The organism is Acrocarpospora corrugata, from assembly GCF_009687845.1.
Classification (GTDB): domain Bacteria; phylum Actinomycetota; class Actinomycetes; order Streptosporangiales; family Streptosporangiaceae; genus Acrocarpospora; species Acrocarpospora corrugata.
Map to the genome: position 1 here is coordinate 72,980 of NZ_BLAD01000036.1, position 22,599 is coordinate 95,578.

14 protein-coding genes are annotated in these 22,599 nt (G+C 71.1%); 6 read left to right on the forward strand and 8 right to left on the reverse strand.

Annotated features, from left to right (window positions below):
- Positions 1–301 precede the first annotated feature (301 nt).
- The 5 genes from cutA to Acor_RS02165 all read right to left on the reverse strand — a co-directional run bounded on the left by cutA (position 302) and on the right by Acor_RS02165 (position 7,171).
- Positions 302–2,692, reverse strand: a complete 2,391-nt coding sequence (cutA, locus tag Acor_RS02145; RefSeq protein WP_155334791.1) for an aerobic carbon-monoxide dehydrogenase large subunit — start codon at positions 2,690–2,692, stop codon at positions 302–304.
- The gene (locus Acor_RS02150; protein ID WP_155334792.1) at positions 2,689–3,165 is read right to left on the reverse strand and encodes a (2Fe-2S)-binding protein; all 477 of its coding nucleotides are present in this window, start codon (positions 3,163–3,165) and stop codon (positions 2,689–2,691) included. Before Acor_RS02150 ends, cutA begins: the two co-directional genes overlap by 4 nt.
- Positions 3,158–4,006, reverse strand: a complete 849-nt coding sequence (locus Acor_RS02155; protein WP_155334793.1) for an FAD binding domain-containing protein — start codon at positions 4,004–4,006, stop codon at positions 3,158–3,160. Before Acor_RS02155 ends, Acor_RS02150 begins: the two co-directional genes overlap by 8 nt.
- Before the next feature lie 38 nt (positions 4,007–4,044).
- A complete protein-coding gene (locus Acor_RS02160) occupies positions 4,045–5,382 on the reverse strand; it encodes a uracil-xanthine permease family protein (RefSeq protein ID WP_155334794.1) in 1,338 nt (445 codons plus the stop codon).
- Between the two features lie 157 nt (positions 5,383–5,539).
- Entirely contained in the window at positions 5,540–7,171 is a 1,632-nt protein-coding gene (locus Acor_RS02165) for a PucR family transcriptional regulator (RefSeq protein ID WP_155334795.1), read from the reverse strand.
- A gap of 151 nt (positions 7,172–7,322) precedes the next feature.
- On the opposite strand from Acor_RS02165, the gene Acor_RS02170 reads away from it, so the two are divergent.
- From Acor_RS02170 to Acor_RS02185, 4 genes are all read left to right on the forward strand, one after another.
- Positions 7,323–8,219, forward strand: a complete 897-nt coding sequence (locus Acor_RS02170) for an oxamate carbamoyltransferase subunit AllH family protein (protein WP_155334796.1) — start codon at positions 7,323–7,325, stop codon at positions 8,217–8,219.
- A 28-nt stretch (positions 8,220–8,247) separates the two neighbouring features.
- Positions 8,248–11,052: a bifunctional FdrA/YlbE family protein gene (locus Acor_RS43955; RefSeq protein ID WP_246238360.1), complete on the forward strand. Its 2,805-nt coding sequence runs from the start codon at positions 8,248–8,250 to the stop codon at positions 11,050–11,052.
- Positions 11,053–11,254: 202 nt separating this feature from the next.
- Complete coding sequence (locus Acor_RS45315) at positions 11,255–13,612, forward strand: serine/threonine-protein kinase (protein WP_281353135.1); 2,358 nt, start codon at positions 11,255–11,257, stop codon at positions 13,610–13,612.
- Positions 13,613–13,697: 85 nt separating this feature from the next.
- Positions 13,698–15,068 (forward strand): MFS transporter, encoded by a 1,371-nt coding sequence (locus tag Acor_RS02185; protein ID WP_155334797.1) that lies wholly within the window; start codon positions 13,698–13,700, stop codon positions 15,066–15,068.
- Between the two features lie 43 nt (positions 15,069–15,111).
- On the opposite strand, the gene Acor_RS02190 is transcribed toward Acor_RS02185, so the two are convergent.
- From Acor_RS02190 to Acor_RS02200, 3 genes are all read right to left on the reverse strand, one after another.
- Positions 15,112–16,737 carry a bifunctional 3'-5' exonuclease/DNA polymerase gene (locus Acor_RS02190; protein WP_155334798.1) on the reverse strand — a complete coding sequence of 542 codons (1,626 nt, stop codon included), beginning with the start codon at positions 16,735–16,737 and terminating at the stop codon, positions 15,112–15,114.
- A gap of 149 nt (positions 16,738–16,886) precedes the next feature.
- A complete protein-coding gene (locus Acor_RS02195; RefSeq protein WP_155334799.1) occupies positions 16,887–18,395 on the reverse strand; it encodes a metallophosphoesterase family protein in 1,509 nt (502 codons plus the stop codon).
- A gap of 19 nt (positions 18,396–18,414) precedes the next feature.
- Positions 18,415–19,980, reverse strand: coding sequence for an FAD-binding oxidoreductase (locus Acor_RS02200; protein WP_155334998.1), 1,566 nt, complete (start codon positions 19,978–19,980; stop codon positions 18,415–18,417).
- An 83-nt stretch (positions 19,981–20,063) separates the two neighbouring features.
- Here Acor_RS02200 and Acor_RS02205 point away from each other — a divergent pair, with 83 nt between their 5' ends.
- On the forward strand, positions 20,064–21,563 hold the full coding sequence (locus Acor_RS02205) for a glycerol-3-phosphate dehydrogenase/oxidase (protein ID WP_155334800.1): 1,500 nt from the start codon (positions 20,064–20,066) through the stop codon (positions 21,561–21,563).
- A 95-nt stretch (positions 21,564–21,658) separates the two neighbouring features.
- Positions 21,659–22,564 (forward strand): sucrase ferredoxin, encoded by a 906-nt coding sequence (locus tag Acor_RS02210; RefSeq protein ID WP_155334801.1) that lies wholly within the window; start codon positions 21,659–21,661, stop codon positions 22,562–22,564.
- The last annotated feature ends 35 nt before the right edge of the window (positions 22,565–22,599 follow it).

Consider the following 22,599-nt stretch of genomic DNA (forward strand, 5'->3'; position numbering starts at 1 on the left):
AGGCCGGATTCTAACAGCGTGATCGGACCGCCGATCAGGCCCTAGAGGTCCAGCACAACTTTCTATTTGCACGTGCATCCTCACATGCATCCGCAAGCACGGAAGATAGCACAGATTCTGCTATTTCGGCCTAGACAAGAGAAAAATAAAGATTCTTTACATTTGAAGCTTAAACGGAATTAGGTTTCCGACCCCGACCATGAGAAATGCGGCGAAAGCGGCCTATGGGATTAATCCGCTCGAATTTCGGGCAGCCGATTCTCATAACTCCCTGGCACAGCCGCAGAGATCGAGCCATTAATTAGCGCGGTGAGCGCAGGCGGAGGTCGTACAGGTCGGAGGGGGAGATGGGCATTCGGTCGATCGGGAAGCCTTCGGCGTCCTCGATGGCGGCGGCGATGACGGCGGAGACCGGGATGACGCCCGCTTCGCCGGCGCCCTTGATGCCCAGGGGGTTCAGGGGGGACGGGGTTTCGAGGTGGTCGGTCTCGATGTGCGGGATCTCGGTCGCGTACGGCATGAGGAAGTCCATGAACGAGGCGTTCAGGAGCTGGCCGTGCTCGTCGTAGACCATCTTCTCGTAGAGGGCGCCGCCGACGCCCTGGGCGACGCCGCCGTGGATCTGGCCCTCCACCAGCATGGGGTTGATCATTTTGCCGCAGTCGTGGACGACGGCGTAGCGGAGGATGCGGATCTCGGCCGTCTCCGGGTCGGTTTCGACGATGGCGGCGTGCATGCCGGAGGCGAAGGTGGAGCGGATGGGTGAGTAGTAGCCCTTGCCTTCGAGGCCGGGCTCCTCGCCCTCGGCGACGGGCGGGCGGTCCATGCTGCCGGTGGTCGCGAACTGGGTGGCGCGTTTGGCCTCTTCGTCGAAGGCGTACCTGAGCGGGTTGGAGAGGACGGCGACGGTGGCGAGCGGGATGGAGGCGGCGGGTGAGCCGACGACGTGAACCACGCCGTCGGTGATCTCCAGGTCGCGGGGGTCGGCTTCGAGGGCGTCGGCGGCCACCCGCAGGGCCTTCTCGCGGACCTTGCGGCAGGCCAGGGCGATGGCGTTGCCGCTCATCACGGCGGCGCGGGAGGCGAAGGTGCCGACGGCGTAGCCGAAGCGGCGGGTGTCGCCGGTGACGACGGAGACGCGTTCGATCGGGACGCCGAGTTCGGTGGCGGCGATCTGGGCGAAGACGGTCTCGTGGCCCTGGCCCTGGGAGGTGAGCCCGGTGGAGACGTGCACCCGGCCGTCGGAGGTGATCTGGATGTGGCCGCCCTCGTACGGGCCGACGCCGGTGCCTTCCACGTAGCAGCCGAGCCCGATGCCGAGCCGCCGCCCTTCGGCCCGCGCGGACTCCCGCAGCGCGGGGAACTCGTCCCAGCCGATCAGGTCCTTCAGCTTGCGCAGCGATTCGGGATAGTCGCCGCTGTCGTAGATGAGCGGCCGGCCGTCCTGGAAGATCAGCCCCTGGTCGTAGGGGAACTGGTCGGGCTGGATGAAGTTGGCGGCCCGGACGTCGGCGCGGTCGAGCCCCAGCTTCTGGGCGATCTTGTCCATCGTGCGTTCCATGCAGAACACGCCCTGCGGCCGCCCGGCCCCCCGGTACGGCGTCACCTGCACGGTATTCGTATAGATCGAGGAGAACTCGACCCGATAGGCCCCGATCCGGTACGGCCCCAGCAGCTGCGTCGACGTGATGATCGGCACGATGATCCCGTACGGGGTGTACGCGCCGTGATCATGCAGAATCTCGACCGACAGCCCCAGCACCCGCCCGGCGTCGTCGAACCCCACCTGGACGTGCTGGATCTGGGCCCGCTCGTGCGCACTGGAGATGAAGTGCTCCCGCCGGTCCTCCGTCCACTTGATCTCCTGGTTGAGCAGCCGGGCGGCCCACGGCACCAGCACCTCCTCCGGCCACGGGTGCACGATCTTGACCCCGAACCCGCCGCCGACGTCGGGCGCGATCACCTCGACCTTGGGCAGCGGCAGCCCCAGCTTGGCGGCGATCGCCATCCGCACGCTGGTGGAGGTCTGGGTGGAGGAGTACACGCGGAGCGATTCGTCGTCGGCGTCCCACCGGGCGTACACGCCCTTGCCTTCCAGCGGCATGCAGGCGCTGCGCTCGATGTCGAGGCGGAACGCGAGCGTGTGCGGCGCGGCCGCGATGGCTTCGGCGGCGGACTGCCCGCCGGCGGAGGGGACCTCCTGGACCAGGTGCGCTCCCACGTTGCCGGGCACGTCCTGGTGCACCAGATGGGTGCTGGAGACGGCTTCCTCCAGGCCGACGACCGGCTTGAAGTACTCGTAGCCGATCTCGATCAGCGAGCAGATGTCCTCGGCCAGGTAGCGATCGCGGGCGACCACCATCACGATCGGCTCGCCGACGTGCCGGACGATGTCGCGGGCCAGCGGGTAGGCGGTGCGGCCGTGGGTGAGCGCCGGATGCGGGATGAGCAGCGGCAGCGGCTCGGCGACCCCGGCGGGCAGGTCCTCCCAGGTGTAGATGGCGACCAGGCCCGCCACCTCCAGCGCGGCGTCCACGTCGATGCTGGTGATCCGGGCGTGCGCGTGCGGGGAGCGGACGAAGGCGGCGGCCAGCGCCTGCTGCCCGAGGTCGTCCAGGAACCGGCCTTCGCCGCTGACCAGGCGGGCGTCCTCGCGCCGCCGGACCGGTTCGCCGAAGAGCTTGGTGGTCACGTGGGCTCCTCCGCGAGCAGTTCCGCCGCGCGGTGCACGGACTTGATGATGTTCTGGTACCCGGTGCACCGGCACAGGTTGCCGGAGATGCCCTCCAGCACCTCCTCCTCGGTGGGGGCCGGGTTCTCCCGCAGGAACGCGGTCGTGGTGCACAGGAAGCCGGGCGTGCAGAAGCCGCACTGCAGGCCGTGGCATTCGGCGAAGGCCCGCTGCACCGGCGAAGGCCGCCCGTCGGTGGCCAGCCCCTCGACCGTGGTGATCTCGCGCCCGGCCACGGTGACCGCGAAGGTCAGGCAGGAGCGCACCGGCTCCCCGTCCAGCAGCACCGTGCAGGCGCCGCAGACGCCGTGCTCGCAGCCGACGTGGGTGCCGGTCAGGCCGAGGTCGTGGCGCAGGCAGTCGGACAGCAGCCGCCGCGCCGGCACGCTCACCTCGCGCGGGATCCCGTTCACATACAGCGTGATGTCATGCATCGGCCGCCGCCTTCAGCGCGCGTTCCACCAGCACCCCGGTCAGGTGCCGCCGATAGTCCGCCGTCGCGTGAATGTCCGCCTCCGGTTCGATCCGATCCTGTACGGCCGCCACCACCGCCCGCCAGTCCACCGAGGCCACCGGCCGGTTGCCGCACTCGCCGGTGACCTCGACCACCACGGGCACGGGGCCGACGCTGACGCACACCACCTTGGCGGCGGTGATCCGCAGGTCGTCGAGCCGGACGGCGGCGGCCACCCCGGCCATCGCGTAGTCGCCGTGCCTGCGCGCCACCTCGATGAAGGAGGTGCCGCCGTCCCAGGCAGGGAAGAAGGCGGAGACGGCCAGTTCGCCCGGCCGGGTGGCGGACTCCATCGGGCCGGTGAAGAAGTCGGCGGCGGCGACCTCGCGCTCGCCGGTGGCGGCGGCCAGCCGTACCGAGCCGCCGAGCAGGGCCAGCACGGCCGGGAGTTCGGCGGAGGGGTCGGCGTGCACGAGGCTGCCGACGATGGTGCCGCGGTTACGGATGACCGGGTGCGCGACCAGTTTGAGCGCCTGCCGGAGCAGGGGCTGCGCGAGGCACGCGGCGGCGGAACGCTCCACCTGGGCGTGCCGGGCCAGCGCCCCGACCCGGACGCCGGTCGCGTCCGTCTGGATCTCGCCGAGCCCGGCCACCCGGTTGATGTCGACCAGGTGGGCCGGGGCGGCGAGCCGCATGTTGAGCAGGGGGATCAGGCTCTGGCCTCCGGCCAGCACCTTTCCGTGCGCGCCCACCTCGGCGAGGACCTCTACGGCCTCCCGCACCGAGGTGGGCGCGTGATAGTCGAACGGCGGCGGTTTCACGAAAGTCGTTCTACTCCGATCGCGTTACGGATAAAGGCTCAACCCGTGGAATTTTTCGCCACCTCCGCGGGCGACAGCGCGCGCAGCAGGTGGTAGCCGCCGAGCACGACGATCGTGCCGAGGGCGATGCCCGCGAGCGAGAAGTCCCCGGTGATCGCGTGGCTCACCGGGCCGATGGCCAGGATGATGCCCGCTCCGATGGGAAGCATGTTCACCGGGTCGGCGAAGTCCACCTTGTTCTCCACCCAGATCTTCGCGCCGAGCAGGCCGATCATGCCGTACAGGATGACCGTGATGCCGCCGAGCACGCCGCCGGGGGTGGCGTAGACGAGCGCGCCGAACTTGGGCACCAGGCCGAGCAGGATGGCGATGACGCCGGCGATGTAGTAGGCGGCGGTGGAGTAGACCCGGGTCGCCGCCATGACGCCGATGTTCTCCGCGTAGGTGGTGGTGGGCGAGCCGCCGACGGCCGAGGTGAGCGCGGTGCCCACGCCGTCGCCGATGATGGCGCGGCCGATGTAGGGGTCCACGTCGGTCTTGGTCATCTCACCGACCGCCTTGACGTGGCCGATGTTCTCGGCGATCAGCGCGATCACCGCGGGCAGCACCAGCACGATGGCCGACACCTGGAAGGTCGGCGCGTGGAAGCTGGGCAGCCCGAACCAGTCGGCGGTGCCGACCGAGTCCAGGTTGACCCGGGGGTGGGTGTCGACCTGGCCGGTGGCCGCGTTGAGCGCGGTGATGTTCCCGAAGACCTGGTCGGCGACCCAGGACAGGACGAAGCCGAAGACCAGGCCGAGCAGGATGCCGATCCGGCCGAGGAAGCCGCGGAACAGCGCGATGATCATGAAGGTGGCGATCATCGTGATCAGCGCGATCCAGTGGTCCTGCGGCCAGTAGACGTCGGCCACCACGTACGCCAGGCCGAAGCCGATCAGCATGACCACCGCGCCGGTCACCACCGGCGGGAAGATCTTGTGGATGATCTGGACACCGAGGTAGTGGATGGCCACCCCGCACAGCGCCAGCACGACGCCGGCCACCAGAATGGCGCCGGTGACGGTCGCGCTGTCGCCCTGCGCGGCCCGGATCGCGATCACACCGCCCACGAACGACGCCGAGGTGCCCAGGTAGCTGGGGACCTTGCCCTGCACGATCAGCAGGAACAGGATCGTCGCGACACCCGACATCATCACCGCGACGTTCGGGTCCAAGCCCATGATCACCGGGAACACGAACGTGGCGCCGAACATGGCGATCACATGCTGCGCGCCGAAGCCGAGCATGCGTGGCCAGGACAGGCGTTCGTCCGGCTTGACGACCTCACCAGGGGCGAGGCCGCGTCCCTCGCCGTGCACTTTCCAGCCGAAAGCCATGTGAGCCCCTTTACTTGCCTGGGCCGACGTCCGGTGGCCACCCCGCGGGCATCCCAGCGCGGCATTTCTGGTTCACGGGCCTCCTACCAGGCCCGTTGCGGGCACATTAGGACTGTGATCGCCGTTGCACACGGGCATCATCTGCCAAACCGCGTGGTCAGATACCACGCATGTTCAGCACATGGAGGGCGAGGGTCAGGTTCAGCCGGAGGTGCGCGTCCTCGGTGAAGTTGCCGAGCATGCGCTCCAGTTTGCCGATCCGGTAGCGCAGCGTGTTGTAGTGGAAGTGCAGCCGGCGCGCCGTCTCGGCCACGTTGAGGTTGGTTTCCAGGAGCACGTGCAGCGTTCGGCGCAGGTCCGCGTTCTCGGCGTCGTCGTCGCCGGCCAGGCCGCCGAGCGTCTCGCGGACGAAGGAGTGCAGTTCCGCGGTGTCGTCGACGAGGGAGAGCAGGCGGTAGACGCCGAGCTGGTCGAAGTGGGCGACCGCGCCCGAGCCGTGCAGCTGGCGGCCGACCCGGGCGGCCTTGAGCGCCTGGCCGTACGCGTCGGCGAGTGCGTCGGCCCCGGGCGCGATCCTGCTCATCCCGGTGGAGAAGGTGCAGTCGGCGAAGGCCGAGGAGGCGGCCGAGGCGAGCCTGGCGGTGTCCACGCCCGCGCCGACGACGGCGACCACCTCGTGCGAGAATCCGGCGACGGCGCCGCGCGGGTCGTGCCGCCGGACCGCCGCCTGCCAGGCGGCCAGCAGCCGGTCCTGGGCGGTGCGCTCGTCGCTCTCCGGGTCGAGTTCGGCCACCAGCACCGAGACCGGGCGTTCCAGGTCCCACCCGAACGCCTTGGCGCGCTCGGCGATCCGGCTGCCGCCCCGGCCGGTGAGCACGTCGCGCAGGAAGTCGGCGCGGTACTTGCTCTCGACGGCGGTGACGGCCTCCTGCTTGGTGACCACCAGGGCGGCCACGGTGGCGGCCCGCTCCAGGATCCGGATGTCGCTGTCGCGGAGCGTGCCGGCCTGGCTGAAGGCGGCGATCCGGCCGTGGTGGTGGCCGCCGGCCACGATCGGGACGACCGCGTAGTGGCCGTCGGCGCGGACCAGCGGGTCGGCGTCGGCGCGGGACGGCTCCGACCTGCCGGTCAGATTGCCGCTCAGCACGTACGCCTCCCGCAGCATGGCCACCTGCTCCGCGCCCCCCGCCGAGGCCAGCACGTGCCCGGACACGTCCACGGCGGCCACGGCCACGTCCAGCAGCCCGGCCACCTCGGCGGTGACCTCGCGCATGCCGCCCCCCGCCAGGATGATCTGCACCAGCGCGCGGTGCGCCTCCTCGGCCCTGGCCAGGGTGGCGGCCTGCCTGTTCAGGATGTCGGTGAGCACCTGGTTGAGGATGTCGTCGAAGCCGACGTCGTTGGGGAGCAGGATGAGCGGGAAGTTGAGCCGGTCGGCCTGCTCGACCATCTCGTCGGGCAGTTCGTCGAGGTAGCGGCCCAGCTTGATGGCCAGCGCGGAGAGCCCGCGTTCGTCAAGATCCGCCACAAGCCGGCCGAGTGACTGGGGAGTGTTCCTGAGCGGATAGCCCGTAGTGAGCAGAAGCTCGTTCGGTTTCACCCAGGCGAGAATGTCGGGGACTTCCATGACGTTGAGCCGCTGGACGATCCGGTCCAGTCCGCCCTTGCCCGCGATCAGCCGGGCCCCGGCGAGGGTGGAGACCCCCAGCACCTCGCCGACGGCCACGCCATGGATGATCGTTCCGGTGCTGGCCAGGCGCATGGCGGGGGCTGCGGGGTCACTCGTCATCGTCTGCTCCGGGGGGTTGGTGCATCTCCCGCCGATTGTGCCCGACTATCCGACTGTCAGGAAGAGCCAAGCATTTGGCCGACTGTTGGCAGTTTTCCCCGTACGGCCTCTGGGGGGCTCGTTCTAACGTCACCCTGATGAGGGAGGTCTGGTGACCGTAGGCACCCGCCCCAGAGCGCGCCGATCCGCGGCCCGCTCTGCCGGAGCGACCCTTGACCGTACGTTCGTGCCCGGCGCGGCCAGCATGGCCGTGCGACCCGCGCTGGAGACCCCCCGGCGCCCGGCCAGGGTGCTGGCGGCGTTCCCGTCCGCGGTCTACCTGGAACTGAGGACCGAGGTCGAGCCGCACGTCATCGCCCTGGTGACCGGGGAGGCGACCCGGCTGCCCAACGCCGTCGTGCTGACCGACCCGCTGGACGGGTTCGCGGCCGGCGACGAGGCCTGGGTGGGTGACGGCTTCATCGAGGTCGGCGGCCTGGCCATCCGGATCCGCCGCTGGTGGGATCCGGCGCCGGCGCTGCCGCTGGCCGGCCACTCGCGGCTGGCGGACGGCCTGGCCCAGCTCGGCGAGCTCTGTGACGCCTCGGCCCGGCGTCCCGGCCTGACCGGCGGCGCGTGCGAGCTGCTCGCCGACGGCTGCCACTCGGGGTCGCTGGTGAACGCCGTGACCTCGGCCGAGCAGCTGATGGGCCTGGGCCCCGGGCTCACCCCGAGCGGCGACGACATGCTGGCCGGGCTGCTGGTGGCGCTGCGCCAGCTGGGCGCGGCGGCGGGCGTGGACCGGGCGGTCTGGCTGGCCGGCTGGCTGGCCGCGGCCGTCACCTTCGACGCCAGGACCAGGACCACGCCGATCGCGGCCACCCTGCTGCACTGCGCGGCGCGCGGCGAGGCGAGCATGGAGGTGCTGGCCGTGCTGCGCGCGCTGGCCGGCGGCCAGCCGCTGGAGCCGTCAGTGCATCGGCTGCTGCATCTCGGTCACACTTCGGGCGCGGATCTCGCCTGGGGCATCAGGACCGGGCTGTCGGCCGTCCTCCACCTGTCGAACTAATCCGGCTCTGAATCTTCAGGGGGCGTTCTTGAATCTCGTCGAGGTGCGTAGCGGGGTCTACCACGACTCGGTCAGCCTGATGCGGGTCAGTCAGGCGCTGTCCGGCCGGGCCGGGGTGTCGGTGGCGATCGTCGCGATGGCGACGGAGCTGAACGTGGACCTGGCCAGGGACGCGGGCTTCGACGTGCCCGCCGCCACGCCCGGCGACCTGCTGGTCGCGGTCCGGGCCGAGTCGGCGGAGGAGCTGGCGGCGGCTTCGGAGGAGCTCGAACGGCAGCTGTCGGCGCGGGCCACCTCGGGGAGCGCGCGGGAGGAGGCTCCGGCGCGGACCACCAGGACGGCCGCGCGGGACGCCGACGCGAGCGTGGTCCTGGTCAGCGTGCCGGGCGAGCACGCCTTCGCCGAGGCGATGGACGCGGTGGACGCCGGTCTTTCGGTGATGATCTTCAGTGACAACGTGCCGGTGGCGCGCGAGGTGCTGCTCAAGGAGCGGGCCGAGGCGGCGGGTGTGCTGGTGATGGGCCCGGACTGCGGCACGGCCGTCGTCGGCGGGGCCGGGCTGGGGTTCGCGAACGTGCTGCGGCCTGGGCCGGTCGGGATCGTGGCCGCGTCGGGGACGGGCGCGCAGCAGGTGTCCAGCCTGCTCGACCAGGCGGGCGTCGGCGTCAGCCACCTGCTCGGGGTCGGCGGGCGGGACCTGTCGGCGGCGGTGGGCGGGCGGTCGACGCTGCGGGCGCTGGCGGCGCTGGACCAGGAGCCGGGGACAGAACTGATCGTCGTCATCTCCAAGCCCGCCGATCCCGCGGTGGCGGAGGTGGTGCGGGCCGCGGTGGAGCGGTCGGGGACGCCGGTGGTGATGGCGCTGCTCGGTCCGGGGCAGGACGATCTGACGGCCGTGACGGAGAACGTGCTGAGGGCGCTCGGGCGGGAGATCCCGGTCTGGCCTACTTGGGGGGCTTCGGCGGGCTCGGAGGGCGCTTCTGGGCTCGCGGGGCTGTACTCGGGGGGCACGCTGTGCACCGAGGCGAAGCTGATCGCCGGTGGGGGCACTTTTACCGACTTCGGCGATGACGAGTACACGGTCGGGCGGGCGCATCCGATGATCGATCCGGCGCTGCGGCTGGAGGCGCTGGCCGGGGTGGAGTCCGGGGTGGTGCTGATGGACGTCGTGCTCGGGCACGGCTCCGACCCCGACCCCGCCGACCGGCTGGCTCCCGCGATCACCGACGCCGTCGCGCGCGGCGTCGCCGTCGTGGTGGCCCTGGTGGGGACTGAGGGCGATCCTCAGGGCCTGCGAGCGCAGGGGGAACGCCTGGCGGGGGCCGGGGCGGCGGTGTTCGCCTCGAACGCCGCGGCGGCCCGGCACGCGGCCGTGCTCGCCGGTCTGACGCCCGCCGTCCCGTCCGGTGTGGGGGCCGCACCCCGGGCGGGGACGGGCGCTCCGGCCGGGAGCCCGCTGCTGTTGCTCGTGAACGAACCGCGGGTGATCTCGGTGGGGACGTCCGTACTCGCCGAGGCGCTGGACCAGCAGGCGGTCCCGCAGACCGTGGTGGACTGGCGCCCGCCGCTGGCCGGGACCGCCGAGGCGCTCGCCAAGGTGCTCGCCGACCCGCGCAGGGCCGCCGCCAACGCCCGCGCCGTCGACAGGCTCGTCTCCGCCCGCCCCCAGCTCGTCGGGGTACGGCGGGCCGGCGACGTCCTGGACCTGCCGCCCGGCACCTTCTTCCACGCGGGCCCGCCGATCGACTGGGAGCGCGCCTCCGGCCCGATGCGCGGCGCGCTCATCGGCGGCATGCTCTTCGAGGGCCTGGCCGCCACCCCCGACGAGGCGGAGCAGAAGCTCGCCACCGGCTCGATCCGGCTCGACTCCTGCCACCATCACCGGACGGTCGGCCCGATGGCGGGCGTGGTCAGCCCGTCCATGTGGATGCTGGAGGCCCGCGACGCCGAACACGGCGGAACGGCCTACTGCTCGCTCAACGAGGGCCTCGGCAAGGTCCTGCGGTACGGCGCGTACGGGCCTGAGGTGGTCGAGCGGCTGCGCTGGATGGGCGAGGTGCTAGGGCCTGTCCTCCAGGCCGCCCTGAACCTCAACGGCCCGCTGGACCTCCGCAACCTGATCGCCCAGGCGCTCCAGATGGGCGACGAACTACACAACAGGAACCGGGCGGCCACCTCGCTCATGGTCCGCGAACTCGCCCCCGCCATCGTCGACGCCGCCCCCACCCAAGCGGGGGAAGTGCTGCGATTCATCAACGGAAATGATCATTTCTTCCTGAACGCCGGAATGGCCGCGGGAAAGGCCGCCGCCGACGCCGCCAGAGATGTGCCGGGATCCAGCCTCGTCGTCGCGATGGCCAGAAACGGAACCGATTTCGGCATCCAGCTCTCCGGCTGCGGCGACCGCTGGTTCACCGGCCCCGCCGGCGTGCCCGACGGGCTCTACCTCGGCGCGTACGGCCCCGGCGACGCCAACCCCGACATCGGCGACTCGACCATCACCGAGACGGTCGGCCTCGGCGGCTTCGCCATGGCCGCAGCCCCCGCGATCGTCCGCTTCGTCGGCGGCGACGTGGCGGACGCGGTGGCGGCCACCAGGTCGATGTACGAGATCACGCTGGCCGAGCACCCCGCGTACCAGATTCCCGGGCTCGGTTTCCGGGGCACGCCCGTCGGCATCGACGTCACGCTGGTCGCCCGCACCTCGGTGCTGCCGGTAGTCAACACCGGCATCGCCGGGCGCGTGGCCGGAACAGGCCAGGTCGGAGCCGGTCTGGTGAGCCCGCCGCCGGAGGCTTTCGTGGCGGCGATCAACGCCTTGACGGGCGAATGAATGCGCATTGACCTCTGATTGACCTACTATCAATCCCCAACCTCACATATCGCGTGGAATTGTCGCGCGAACCGATCGAGGAGAATTGGGGATCCCGCCTATGACAACCGACCGCCTCCTCGGTATGGTCCCCCCTATGCCGGAGGGTCAAGGCGGTGCCGGAGCCACTCCTGGAGGGGCGCCGGAAGGGCAGGGGCGACTGGTGGGCAGGCGATACCGCCTGCTCTCGCCCGTCGGCCGTGGCGGCATGGGCATGGTCTGGCACGCGCACGACGTCCTGCTCGACCGGGACGTCGCGGTCAAGGAGCTCATCCTGCCGTACGGGCTCGACCAGGCGGGCCGCCAGGTCGCCCATCGCCGGATGCTGCGCGAGGCGCGCTCCGCGGCCCGGTTAAGTCACCCGGGCATCGTCACCGTCCACGACGTCGTGGAGGAGGACGGGCGGCCCTGGATCGTAATGGAGCTGGTCCGCGCCTGGTCCCTTGAGCAGGCCGTGCGGCAGAGCGGGCCGCTGCCCGTGAGCCAGGTCGCCGAGATCGGCATCCGGGTGCTGGACGCGCTCAGGCACGCGCACGCCGCCGGGATCCTGCACCGGGACGTCAAGCCCGGCAACGTGCTGCTCACCACCGACCGGGTGGTGCTCACCGACTTCGGCATCGCCGCCATCGAGGGCGACGTCACGATCACCCAGACCGGGCTGCTGATGGGCTCCCCCGCGTACATTCCGCCGGAGCGGCTGCAGGGGCGGACCATCACGCACGCGGCCGACCTGTGGTCCTTCGGTGCGACGCTGTACGCGGCCGTGGAGGGCCGCCCGCCGTACGAGGGGCCGGACGCGGTGGCCGTGCTCGGCGCGGTGCTCACCCAGGAGCCGAACCGGCCCCAGCGCGCCGGCGTGCTGCTGCCGGTGATCGAGGGCCTGCTCCGCAAGAACCCCGCCGACAGGATCGGCGCCCCCCAGGTCGCCGACATGCTCGAACGCGTCCTGCACACGACCGGCAACGGCCTGCGCGTCGCGCCGGCCATGCCGCACCCCGCGCCGGTCGACGGCACCCCCATGCAGATGCTCCCGCCCCTCGACTCGCCGTCGGGCCCGCTCCCTTCGCGCATCATCGAAACCCCCTCGGGACCGGTACGGGTTCCCTACACCAACCCGTCCGGCGGGTACGCGATGGCGTCCTTCCAGCCGTCCGCCTCCGACCCCCAGCTCCAGCCGCCCGGCGGCTACGACGCCCTGGCCAGCACCTCCGGCATGTTCAACGCGCCCGGCATGGCCGACAAGGCCAAGCCCGGCTCGAACACACCCGGCTCCGGCGTGCAGGGTCCCGGCGGGTCCGGTCCCGCGTCCTCCGGCCCCGGTTTCGCTCCGTTCAGCCCGGGGGCTTCCGGTCCCGGGGCTCATGGTCCCGGCGCTCATGGTCCTGGCGTTTCGGGTCCCGGGGCTCATGGTCCCGGAACCCATGGTTCGGGTGCTCATGGTCCTGGCGGTTCCGGTTCGGGTGCTCATGGGTCGGGGGCGAACGCGGACCAGGCGAACCGGCCGATTCCGCAGCGGGCGCTTGGCGGGCAGTTCGGCGCGCCCGTGGTCGAGAGCGGGCCCGGCGCGGCGTTCTTCAACGCGCCGCCCGGCGCGCACCGGGACGCCCAGCGTGACCCGATGTTCGATCCGCTCGACGCGCTGACCAGCCCGTCCGGTTCGTCGCACGCGCCGGAACGGCCCACCGGCGGCGGTCGCTGGCCGACCCCCGGCCCCACCGACCTGCCTGGGCAGCTGGCCCGTGACCTCGCCCGCGACCTGGCGCTGGACCCCGACGACCCGTTCACCACCGGCGGCAACCCCCGGTCCAGGTCGGCGGCCTCCACCACCGGCGAGCACGCGACCAGGAGCGGCAGCCGCCGCCGTACCAAGGACGACGACGACAGCCCCGGCCGTGGCGGCGCCATGGTCGTGGTGGCCGCCGTCGCCGTGATCGCGCTCATCGTGCTGGTGCTCCTGATCATGGTCCCCGGCGGTGACGACGACACGCCGCCCACCACGACGAGCGCCGGCAACCCCGCCCTGACCACGCCCGGCACGGACTCCGACTCCGGCACCGACTCCGGCACCGGCTCCGGCACCGGCTCCGAGCCCGGCCCGATCCCGAAGGGCTTCAAGCGCCAGACCCTCGGCGGCGTGTCCGTGGCCGTCCCGCTGACCTGGAAGGTCACCGCCGAAGACGACGGCGTCCGCCTCACCGGCCCGCCCGACAGCGCCCAGACCGGCCTGATCGAGAAGATCCCCGACGGCAGCCTCCCCGCCCTCCAGCAGGTCGCCAAGAAGGCCGCCGGCTTCGACGAGTACACCCAGGTCACCCTCGGCCCCGTCAGCTACCGCTGGCCCGCCGCCGAATGGGAGTACACCTACCGCGACGCCGCCACCGTCACCATCCGCACCGTCACCCGCTACATCGAAACCGAAGACCAGGCCTACTCGGTAACCTTCACCGCCCCCGACTACGAATGGGCCGAAGCCGCCGCCACCATCCGCCAGGTCCTCTGGAGCAGCTTCTCCCCCGCGTAACCGCCCCAGCGACGCCTTGTGGGGCGGTGTTCGCCCTGCGGATACTCGGTTGGGTTGGCGTAATGAGTCATGGCAAACTTCGCGCATGACATCGGCCCCCCACATCTCACCCGTCACCGCTGTCGATCTACGCGCCGCCCAGCGCCGGACCCTGAGTGTGCTCTCGCTGGCGCAGGTCATCAGCGGTGTCGGGGTGGCGGTCGGTGTCGCGCTCAGTTCGTTGTACGTGGCCAAGCTCTCCGGGTCGACGGCGATCAGTGGCCTCGCCGGGACCGCCACCGTTCTCGGCGCCGCCCTGCTGGCGCTGCCGACCGCCCGCACCACCGGGCGCAGCGGACGCCGGGCGGGCCTCACCCTGGCGTACGGCGCGGCGGTGGCCGGCTGTCTTCTCGCCGTCGTGGCGGTGGCCCTCACCTCCTGGCCGCTGCTCCTGGTGGCCCTGGTGCTGATCGGCGCCGCCAGCGCGGGAAACCTGTCCGCCCGCTACTCGGCCACCGACCTGGCGCCCGAAGGCCACGCCGCCCGCCACCTCTCCCTCGTCGTCTGGTCCGCCACGCTCGGCTCGGTGACCGGCCCCAACCTCGCCGAACCCGCCGCCGACCTGGCCGAGACCCTCACCCTCCCCCGCGCCGCCGGCCCTTTCGTCCTGGCCGGGATCACCTTCGCCATCGCGACCCTCATCATCAACCTCGGCCTCCGCCCCGATCCACTCCTCCTGGCCAGAGCCACTCAGCGGCCCCCCACACCCCATGACCTCGACTTCGCTCCCGACCCGACGGAATCCCCCGCGACGAAACCTGCCGCGAAGCCCGCGACAACTCCCGCCACGGAGAAGCCCGCGGCGAAAGCATCGCTAGCGGACACCCTGCGCGAGGCCTGGGAGACAATCCGGGTGATTCCGGCCGCGCGGCAGGCGCTGATCGCGATCGCCGTCAGCCATACCGCGATGGTCTCGATCATGTCGATGACCCCCGTTCACCTGGACCACGGCCACGCCGAGATCTCCGTGATCGGCATCGTCATCAGCCTGCACATCGCCGGGATGTACGTCCTCTCCCCCGTCGTCGGCTGGCTGGCCGACCGCCTCGGCCGCGTCCCCGTCCTGATCGCCGGCATGATCCTGCTCCTGATCTCCGCCGCCCTGGCCGGAACAGCCGGCTACGGAGTCCCCCAGATCGCCGCCGGCCTCTTCATCCTCGGCCTCGGCTGGTCCTGCGGCCTGGTCGCCGGCTCCGCGCTCCTCACCGAATCCGTCCCCCTCAACCGCCGCCCCGCCGTCCAGGGCCTCTCCGACCTCATCATGAACATCTGCGGCGCCACCGGCGCCCTCCTCGCCGGCGCGGTCGTCGGAGCCGCCTCCTTCGCCGCCCTCAACACCGCCGCAGCCATCATGGTCGCCCTCACCACCCTGACCCTCCTCCGCCGCCGCCCCCCAACCCCCACCCAATCCGCCTAACCCCTCCCGAAAACCGCCCAAGGCGGACACCCGCGCGGAAGGGCTATTTGGCGTCGGCGTAGCAGGTGACGGCTATGGCTTCCATGGGGAAGCGGACGGGGGTGTCGCCGAAGAGGAGGCGGGTGGCTTCGTCGGCGGCGGTGGCGATGGCGGATCGCACGGTGGTGGTCTGGTCGAGGGGGCAGTGGACCATGACCTCGTCGTGTTGGAAGAAGACGAGTTTGGCGGGGTCGGGGAGGTGGTGGCGGAGGATGGCCATCAGGGTGGTGGCCCATTCTGCGGCGGTGGCCTGGACGACGAAGTTGCGGGTGAAGCGGCCCCGGTCGCGGGAGGCGCGGGTGCCTTCCGGGCCGGAGACGAGTTCGCGCCAGCGGGCGGAGGGCGGGGGTGAGGTGCGGCCCAGCCAGGAGCGGACCAGCTGGCCTTCCTCACCGGCTCGGGCGGCGTCCTCGACGAACGCGTACGCCTGGGGGAATCGTTGCCGCATGACGGCGAGGAGTTTGGGGGCGTCGCCGCTGGTGCCGCCGTACATGGCGGAGAGCATGGCGATCTTGGCGGCGTCGCGCTGGCCGCCGAAGGCTTTGGCCAGGGCGGCGTAGAGGTCGATCTCGCCGGCGGCGCGGGCGAGTCCGCCGTCTCCGGCCATGGCCGCCAGAACGCGCGGTTCCAGTTGCGCCGCGTCGGCCACCACGAGCGTCCAGCCCTCGTCGGCGACGACGGCCCGGCGCATCAGCTTGGGAATCTGCAACGCGCCGCCCCCGCTGGTCGCCCACCGCCCGCTGACCACACCCCCCACGACATATTCCGCCCGGAACCGATCCTCCTTCACCCACTGATCAGCCCAAACCCACCCGTGAAAGCTGTAGAGCCGAGCCAGTTCCTTGTACGCCAGGAGCGGCTTCACACCCGGATGATCAACCTCCTTGAGCACCCAGGACCGTGTCGACGGCACGGTCAGCCCCGCCGACTTGAACGCCTTGATGATCTGCTGCGGCGAGTCCGGATTGACCGCCTGCCCGAACGCCGCCGCCACCTCGTCCGCCAGCGCCTGCAACTTCGACGGCCGCATCCCATGCGCGGGCCGTCCTCCCAGCAGCTCGGTCAGCAGAGCATCATGCACGCTCTCCCGCCAAGGCATCCCGAAGAACCCCATCTCGGCCGCGATCAACGCCCCCGCCGACTCGGCCGCCACCAGCAACCGAAACCGCCCCGGCTCCTTCAACCGCCCGATCCGCCCCAGCTGATCCTGATAGACCGCCGCGACCAGCTCAGCCTCACCGACCCCGAACCCAGCCTCCCGAGGCTCCGCCTCGAACAGCGTCCCCTGACCCCCCTCAACCACGGCCTCCCGATCCTCCGGCACCGCGAACCCATGCAACCGCGCATAAGCCGCCTCCGCCGACCGAGGCTCCCCATACCGCCCTTCAGCCCCCAGCAACAACCCTTCGGTCAACGCGACATCGTGACACCGCCCAACCCGCACCCCCCTCCCCAGAACCCCCGGATAAACCCTCCGCGTATCCCCCCAAACCCACCGAACCTCACGGTGGTCGCTCTCCGGCCATGACCCGATCGCTTCGGCGAGGTCCGGAACGTGGGTGACGGTGCCGTTCTCATGACCCAGGGTTCCGCCTGGGCCTTCCGGGTCCTCCGTCACCACCACGTGCATGCCCCCAGCGTGCCAGGTGGGACTGACATTTCGGGGGCCTGAACAGGGGGGATCACGGACCAAGCGCTCGCCGCACGGCAGCATCAGGACGCCGCCTTCCTCGCGTAGCCGCCGGATCAGCTCGTCCCCCCTGACGGAACGCGAGTAGGTCAGGCGGGGAGGGGGATCACGATCTCGTCTTCCAGGGGTGGGTTGAGTTCCTGGGCCAGGCAGCCGGTGGCGGCGAAGCAACGGATGCGGAGTTCGTCACCCGCTACCGAGATGTGCAGGAAGCTCTTGAAGAAGGGCGGAGTGTCCCAGTCGGAGAGTTCGGAGAGGAAACGGTGGAAGACGCGGCCGACGGGAAGGCGGAGCGGGAAGGGCCAGGCCCCGAGGATGCGGGCGGCCCACTTCATCCGGCTGGTGATGGGGGTGGATTCGGTGAGGTCGCGGGGCGGGGCGTTGCCGACGCGCGCTGACATGAGGGCCAGTCCCTCGTCCGGCGTCAGGTAGAGCCATTTCATCCGGAAGCGGCGGCTGTAGAGCAGGCTGTAGAAGGACAGGGAGTCGCCACGCAGGGGATAGCACTTGAAGGCGTCCTCGGGGACGCGGGTGACCCGGGGAATGGTGTGCGTGTCGTGCATGAACGCGCCACCGCCACCCGAGACGATGTACTGGATGACCCGGTCGCCGACCTTGACCGGGAAACGCTGGTAGTTGTGCACGTCACCGCCGATCGCGGCCAGGTAGTTGTGCTCGGGATCGGTGACGATCTCGTCCACGGTGCCGCCGCCCTCGATCGGGCAGGGCTTGTGATCGTCGCGGACGTAGATGGGCTTGCCGGTGATCAGGATCTTGGGCCGGGGATCGGCGGAGACGTGCTTCAGCCATTCGCCCTGCTCGCGGTCGAGACTGCCGCGAATGCCGGTGTCGATCCCCACGACCAGCAACCGGCCGAGATCCAGCACCCAGTACGGCGCCGGCTGGACGGCCTGCTGGGACGGCCGGCCACGGAACTCCCAGGCGTCCGCGAGGGCGGCCTCGTCGATCGGCTCCGGCTTCTTCCAGAGCAGCCCGCGCAGCCCGTGCGGAGACAGCCGGAAGCCCTCCCGCTGCACCGCCAGCGGTTTCGACCCGCAGAACACGCGCATGAAGCCGCCGAGGCCGTCATACCAGTCATGGTTGCCGGGAATGGCGTAGATGGGCGCGTCATAATCCTTGAACGGGCGGAAGAACTTGTCGCAGTAGTCCGCGGCGGCGCCGGTCGGGTAGATCACGTCGCTGGCGATGACCGCGAACGAGGTGTCCGCGCCGAGCCTGAGCAGGCCGGGGACGACCGCGTACTGGGAAGCGTCGCCTTCGCCGGTGTCGCCGATGACCAGGAAGGAGAAGTCCGGGCCGAGCTCCTTGACGATGCGGAAGTCCGCGTCGGCGCCGTTCTCCCGCTGGGAGGCCACCCAGCGGCGGCGCACCTCCGCGGAGGGGTCGCCGAGCAGGCCGGCCAGGATCTCGTTCCTGGAGCGCCAGAGCGTGCGCGGATTGAGCCAGGTGAAGGATTCCTTGTTCGGGCGGAGTCCCTGGAAGGCGCCGACCTGCTGGCCCTCCCAGCCCGCGCCCTCCTCGGACACCCGGGACGAACTCTGTTTACCCCGCGCCGCCGCGACATCGACCGTGACCATGAACCAATCTTTACGCTTCCTAGGGGATCAGGACACCCGGGTTCAGAATCCCGTACGGATCGAGCCTGCCCTTGATCGCCCGGAGGATCTCCACACCCAGGTCGCCGATCTCGCTCGCGTACGCGGTCCGGTGGTCGCGCCCGACGCCGTGGTGGTGCGAGATGGTGCCGCCGGTGAGCACGATGGCCTTGTTGACAGCACGCTTGGCGTGTTCCCACTGAGCCAGCGGATCCTCGTCCTGGGCGGCGACGACGGTGAAGTACAGCGACGCCCCGGTGGCGTACACGTGGGAGACGTGGCACATCACCAGCGGGTCATCCAGGGTGGCCCGCAGCGCGAGGCGTACGGCGTCGTAGAGGCGTGGGAGGTCAGACCAGAACCCCGCGGTTTCCAGGGTCTCCACGGTGGCTCCGGCGGCCAGCAGGGAGTCGCGCAGGTAGGGCGCGGAGTAGCGGCCCTCCTCCCAGCGCTCGCCGGGCTCGGTGCCCCGGTAGGTGCCGCCCAGTTCGGACAGGAGCGCGGCGACGGCTTCCCGCCGGTGCGCGACGTCGTCCTCGGACCCCTCGAACCCGGTGATCATCAAGCAGCCGGCTTCGGCCAGCGTCCCGAGCTCGGCGGGCCGGGACAGCCCGATCATGCTCTCGGTCTCGTCCGCCAGCCGCAGAACAGTGGGCAGCGGCCCTTCCTGGGCGATCCGCCGCATCGCCACCTGACCCGCCGCGAACGACTCGAACCGCCAGCCTTCGTACACCTTCGACCGGGGCGCGGTCCTGACCCGCAACTGGAGCGCGGTGATCACACCGAACGCGCCCTCGGAGCCGAGGATGACCTGCCTCAGGTCGGGCCCGGCCGCCGACTTGGGGGCGCGGCCGAACTCCAGGGTGCCGCGCGGGGTGGCCACCGTCAGGCCGACCACCATGTCGTCGAAGCGCCCATACCCGGCCGAAGCCTGCCCGGAGGAGCGGGCGGCGGCGAAACCGCCCAGGGTGGCGTACTCGTAGGACTGCGGGAAGTGGCCGAGGGTGAGGTCGTGCCTGGCCAGGATCTGCTCGGCCTGGGGGGCGCGCAGTCCCGGCTCGAACTCGGCGATCATGGACACCTTGTCGACCGAGAGCACCCGGTTGAGCCGGGCCAGGTCGAGGGCGATCACGCCGGTGAAGTTGCCCCGGGAGGCGACCAGGCCGCCGACCACGGAGGTGCCGCCGCCGAATGGGACCACCGCCACCCGGTGCTCCGCGCACAGTTTGAGCAGGTCCAGGATCTCGCTGTGGGAGCCGGGCAGCACCACCGCGTCGGGGGCGTCATCGCCGTCGCCGGCGCGCATCCGGAGCAGGTCGGGGGTGGATTTGCCGCGGGTGTGGCGGATCCTGGCGTCCTCGTCGCAGCGCACGTGCTCGTCGCCGACCAAGGTGCTCAACCGGGTCATGACGGGCGCGGGCAGCGCCGAGATGGGCAGCCGCACCTCACCGAAACTGGCGGCCGCGGATTCCGGATCGGTGACGCCGAGCAGGTCGCGGAGGAGTTTCCGGACCGACGACGGCAACTCCCGGGCTTTGGCCGGATCGCCCCATCCCGACCAGAGCATGGGTTCTGCGGCGGAACTGGGAGTTTCCACGGGGGTCCGGCCTTTCGGTTAGGTTACCAAAGAGTAATACGCGCGATTGAGGGATGACCATGGACTCCTCGCTCAACGCCGCCCGCCGGGCCAGGGAAATCCAGGAGGCGCCGGACCGGGCGGTGGACGTGCTCGTGGTGGGCCTCGGCGCCACCGGGGCAGGGGCCGCCCTGGACGCTGCCTCGCGCGGCCTCTCCGTCGTCGCCGTGGACGCGTTCGACCTGGCCTTCGGCACCTCCCGGTGGAGTTCCAAGCTGATTCACGGCGGGCTGCGGTACCTGGCCAGGGGTCAGGTCGGGATCGCCAGGGAGAGCGCGATCGAGCGGGGCGTGCTGCTCCGGCACACGGCGCCGCATCTGGTGCAGGCCTATCCGTACCTGCTGCCGCTGACCCCGGCCGTGTCCCGCACCCAGGCCGAGGTGGTGATGACCGGCTACCGGCTGGGCGACGCGCTGCGCACCGCGGCGGGCACGCCGCGGCGGCTGCTGCCGGGGCCGGCCCGGATCCCGGCCGGGCGGGCGCTGGCTCTCGTGCCCGCGGTGGAGCCGGCCGGTCTGCGCGGGGCGCTGCTGTCCTGGGACGGGCGGGTGGCCGACGACGCTCGGCTGGTGGTGGCGATCGCCAGGACCGCCGCCGCGCACGGCGCGCGGATCCTCACCCGCTGCCGGGCGCTCACGCTGGCCGGCGACGGCGCGCGGGTACGGGACGAGCTCACCGGGTCGGAGTTCACCATCCGCGCCAGAGCGGTCATCAACGCCACCGGCGTGTGGGCGGGCGGCCTGGTGCCCGGCGTCGACCTGCGGCCCTCCCGGGGCACTCACCTGGTCCTGCGGCCCGGCACGCTCGGTCCGCTCAGGGCGGGCCTGCACGTGCCGATCCCGGGCGCGGGCCACCGGTACGCGCTGGTGCTCCCGCAACTCGACGGGCGCGTCTACGTCGGCCTCACCGACGAGCCGGTGGACGGACCCGTGCCCGACGTCCCGGAGGCCCCCGAGAGCGACGTGAGCTTCCTCCTGGACGTCCTGGGCTCCGTCCTGGCCGAACCGGTGCGCCGGGACCAGGTGGCGGGCGTGTACGCCGGGCTGCGCCCGCTGCTGGCCGGTTCCGGCGGCGGCACCGCGGACCTGTCCAGGCGGCACGCGATCCTGCGCTCCCCCGACGGCGTGGTGACCGTGGTCGGCGGCAAGCTCACCACCTACCGGCGGATGGCCGAGGACGCCGTGGACGCCACCGGCCTGCCCGCGCCGCGCAGCAGGACCGCCCGCCTCCCCCTGGTGGGCGCGGCCCAGAGCGGCGACGGCGCCCCGCTCCGGCTGATCCGGCGGTACGGGTCGGAGGCGACGGCCGTACAGGATCTGGTGGCGCGCGATCCCGAGCTGGGCCGGGCGGTGTCCGGGGAGACCACGATGGCCGAGCTGGTCTGGGCGGTCCGGCACGAGGGCGCGCTCGACCCGGATGACCTGCTGGATCGCCGGACCCGGATCGGCCTGATCCCGGAGGATCGCGCCGCCGCGCTGCCCGCCGCGCGGGCGGCCTTCACCCTCGCCGATTAAAACCCGGACCGAATATCGGGATGCGGGAGGTTTGACAGGGGTGGCTAAGGTTAGGATTACCTAATTCCGAACCGCGGCGCAGGGGGCAGACGAGCATGGCCAATGGATGCGAGCATCTTGCCGGGCTGCATACCGGCGACGTGCCCATCCTCGCGAGCGCGACGGTGGGCGCTCGATTCTGGCTGCTCATCGAGCATTCCGGGCCGTGGGCGGCGTACCTGGACGAGTGCCGGCTGCCGGTCAAGGTGCGGGCGCTGATCGACCGTGCGACCGCGCTCGGGGTGCGCCCGCAGCTCATTCGCAGGACCGGTCGCAGGGAACGCTCCGGGGGTCCGCTGCACGTATTCGTGGGCTCCTCGACCGGTAAGGACCCCTGGCTGGCCGAGGGCCGTTTCGACGACCCGGACGATCTTGACCTGGACGCACTCGTGCACGGAGTGCTTCCGGAGTCCTGCATACTTGTGAGTGAGCCGGTATTTCTGGTCTGCACGCACGCCAAGCGCAACGCGTGCTGTGCCCGCATTGGACTGCCGCTCGCGAGATTTCTCGACGAGCAACTGCCCGGCCAGGTGTGGGAAACCACGCATGTTGGCGGCGATCGATACGCCGCTAACCTCGTGTGCTTGCCACACGGGCTTTACTACGGCAGCATGTCTCAGGCTGCTGCGATCGCGGCGGCAAACGCGTACCGGCACGGTGAGGTCGTCCTCGACCGCTTCCGGGGGCGCGCGGGTATCCCTGAGCCATCGCAAGCCGCTGAGCATTTTGTCCGGTCCCACACGGGCGAGCGCTCGGTCGGCGCAGTGGCCGTGGAATCCTCCCGGTCGGATGGCGACACCACGGAGTGCATTGTCGTGTGCAATGCCCCTGTTGGATCGTCGCGATTTCGGGTAGTGGTCGAGCCTGCGGTGTTCACGGCACCGTGTGGTGTCGCCTGCGCCGAAGATGTCTCGACCTACAGGTTGGCCGAGCTGAGCTTGCTCACCCCGGCCCTGACCTGAGGCTCCGCAAGGAGCTGGGAACACCACGGGCAGCT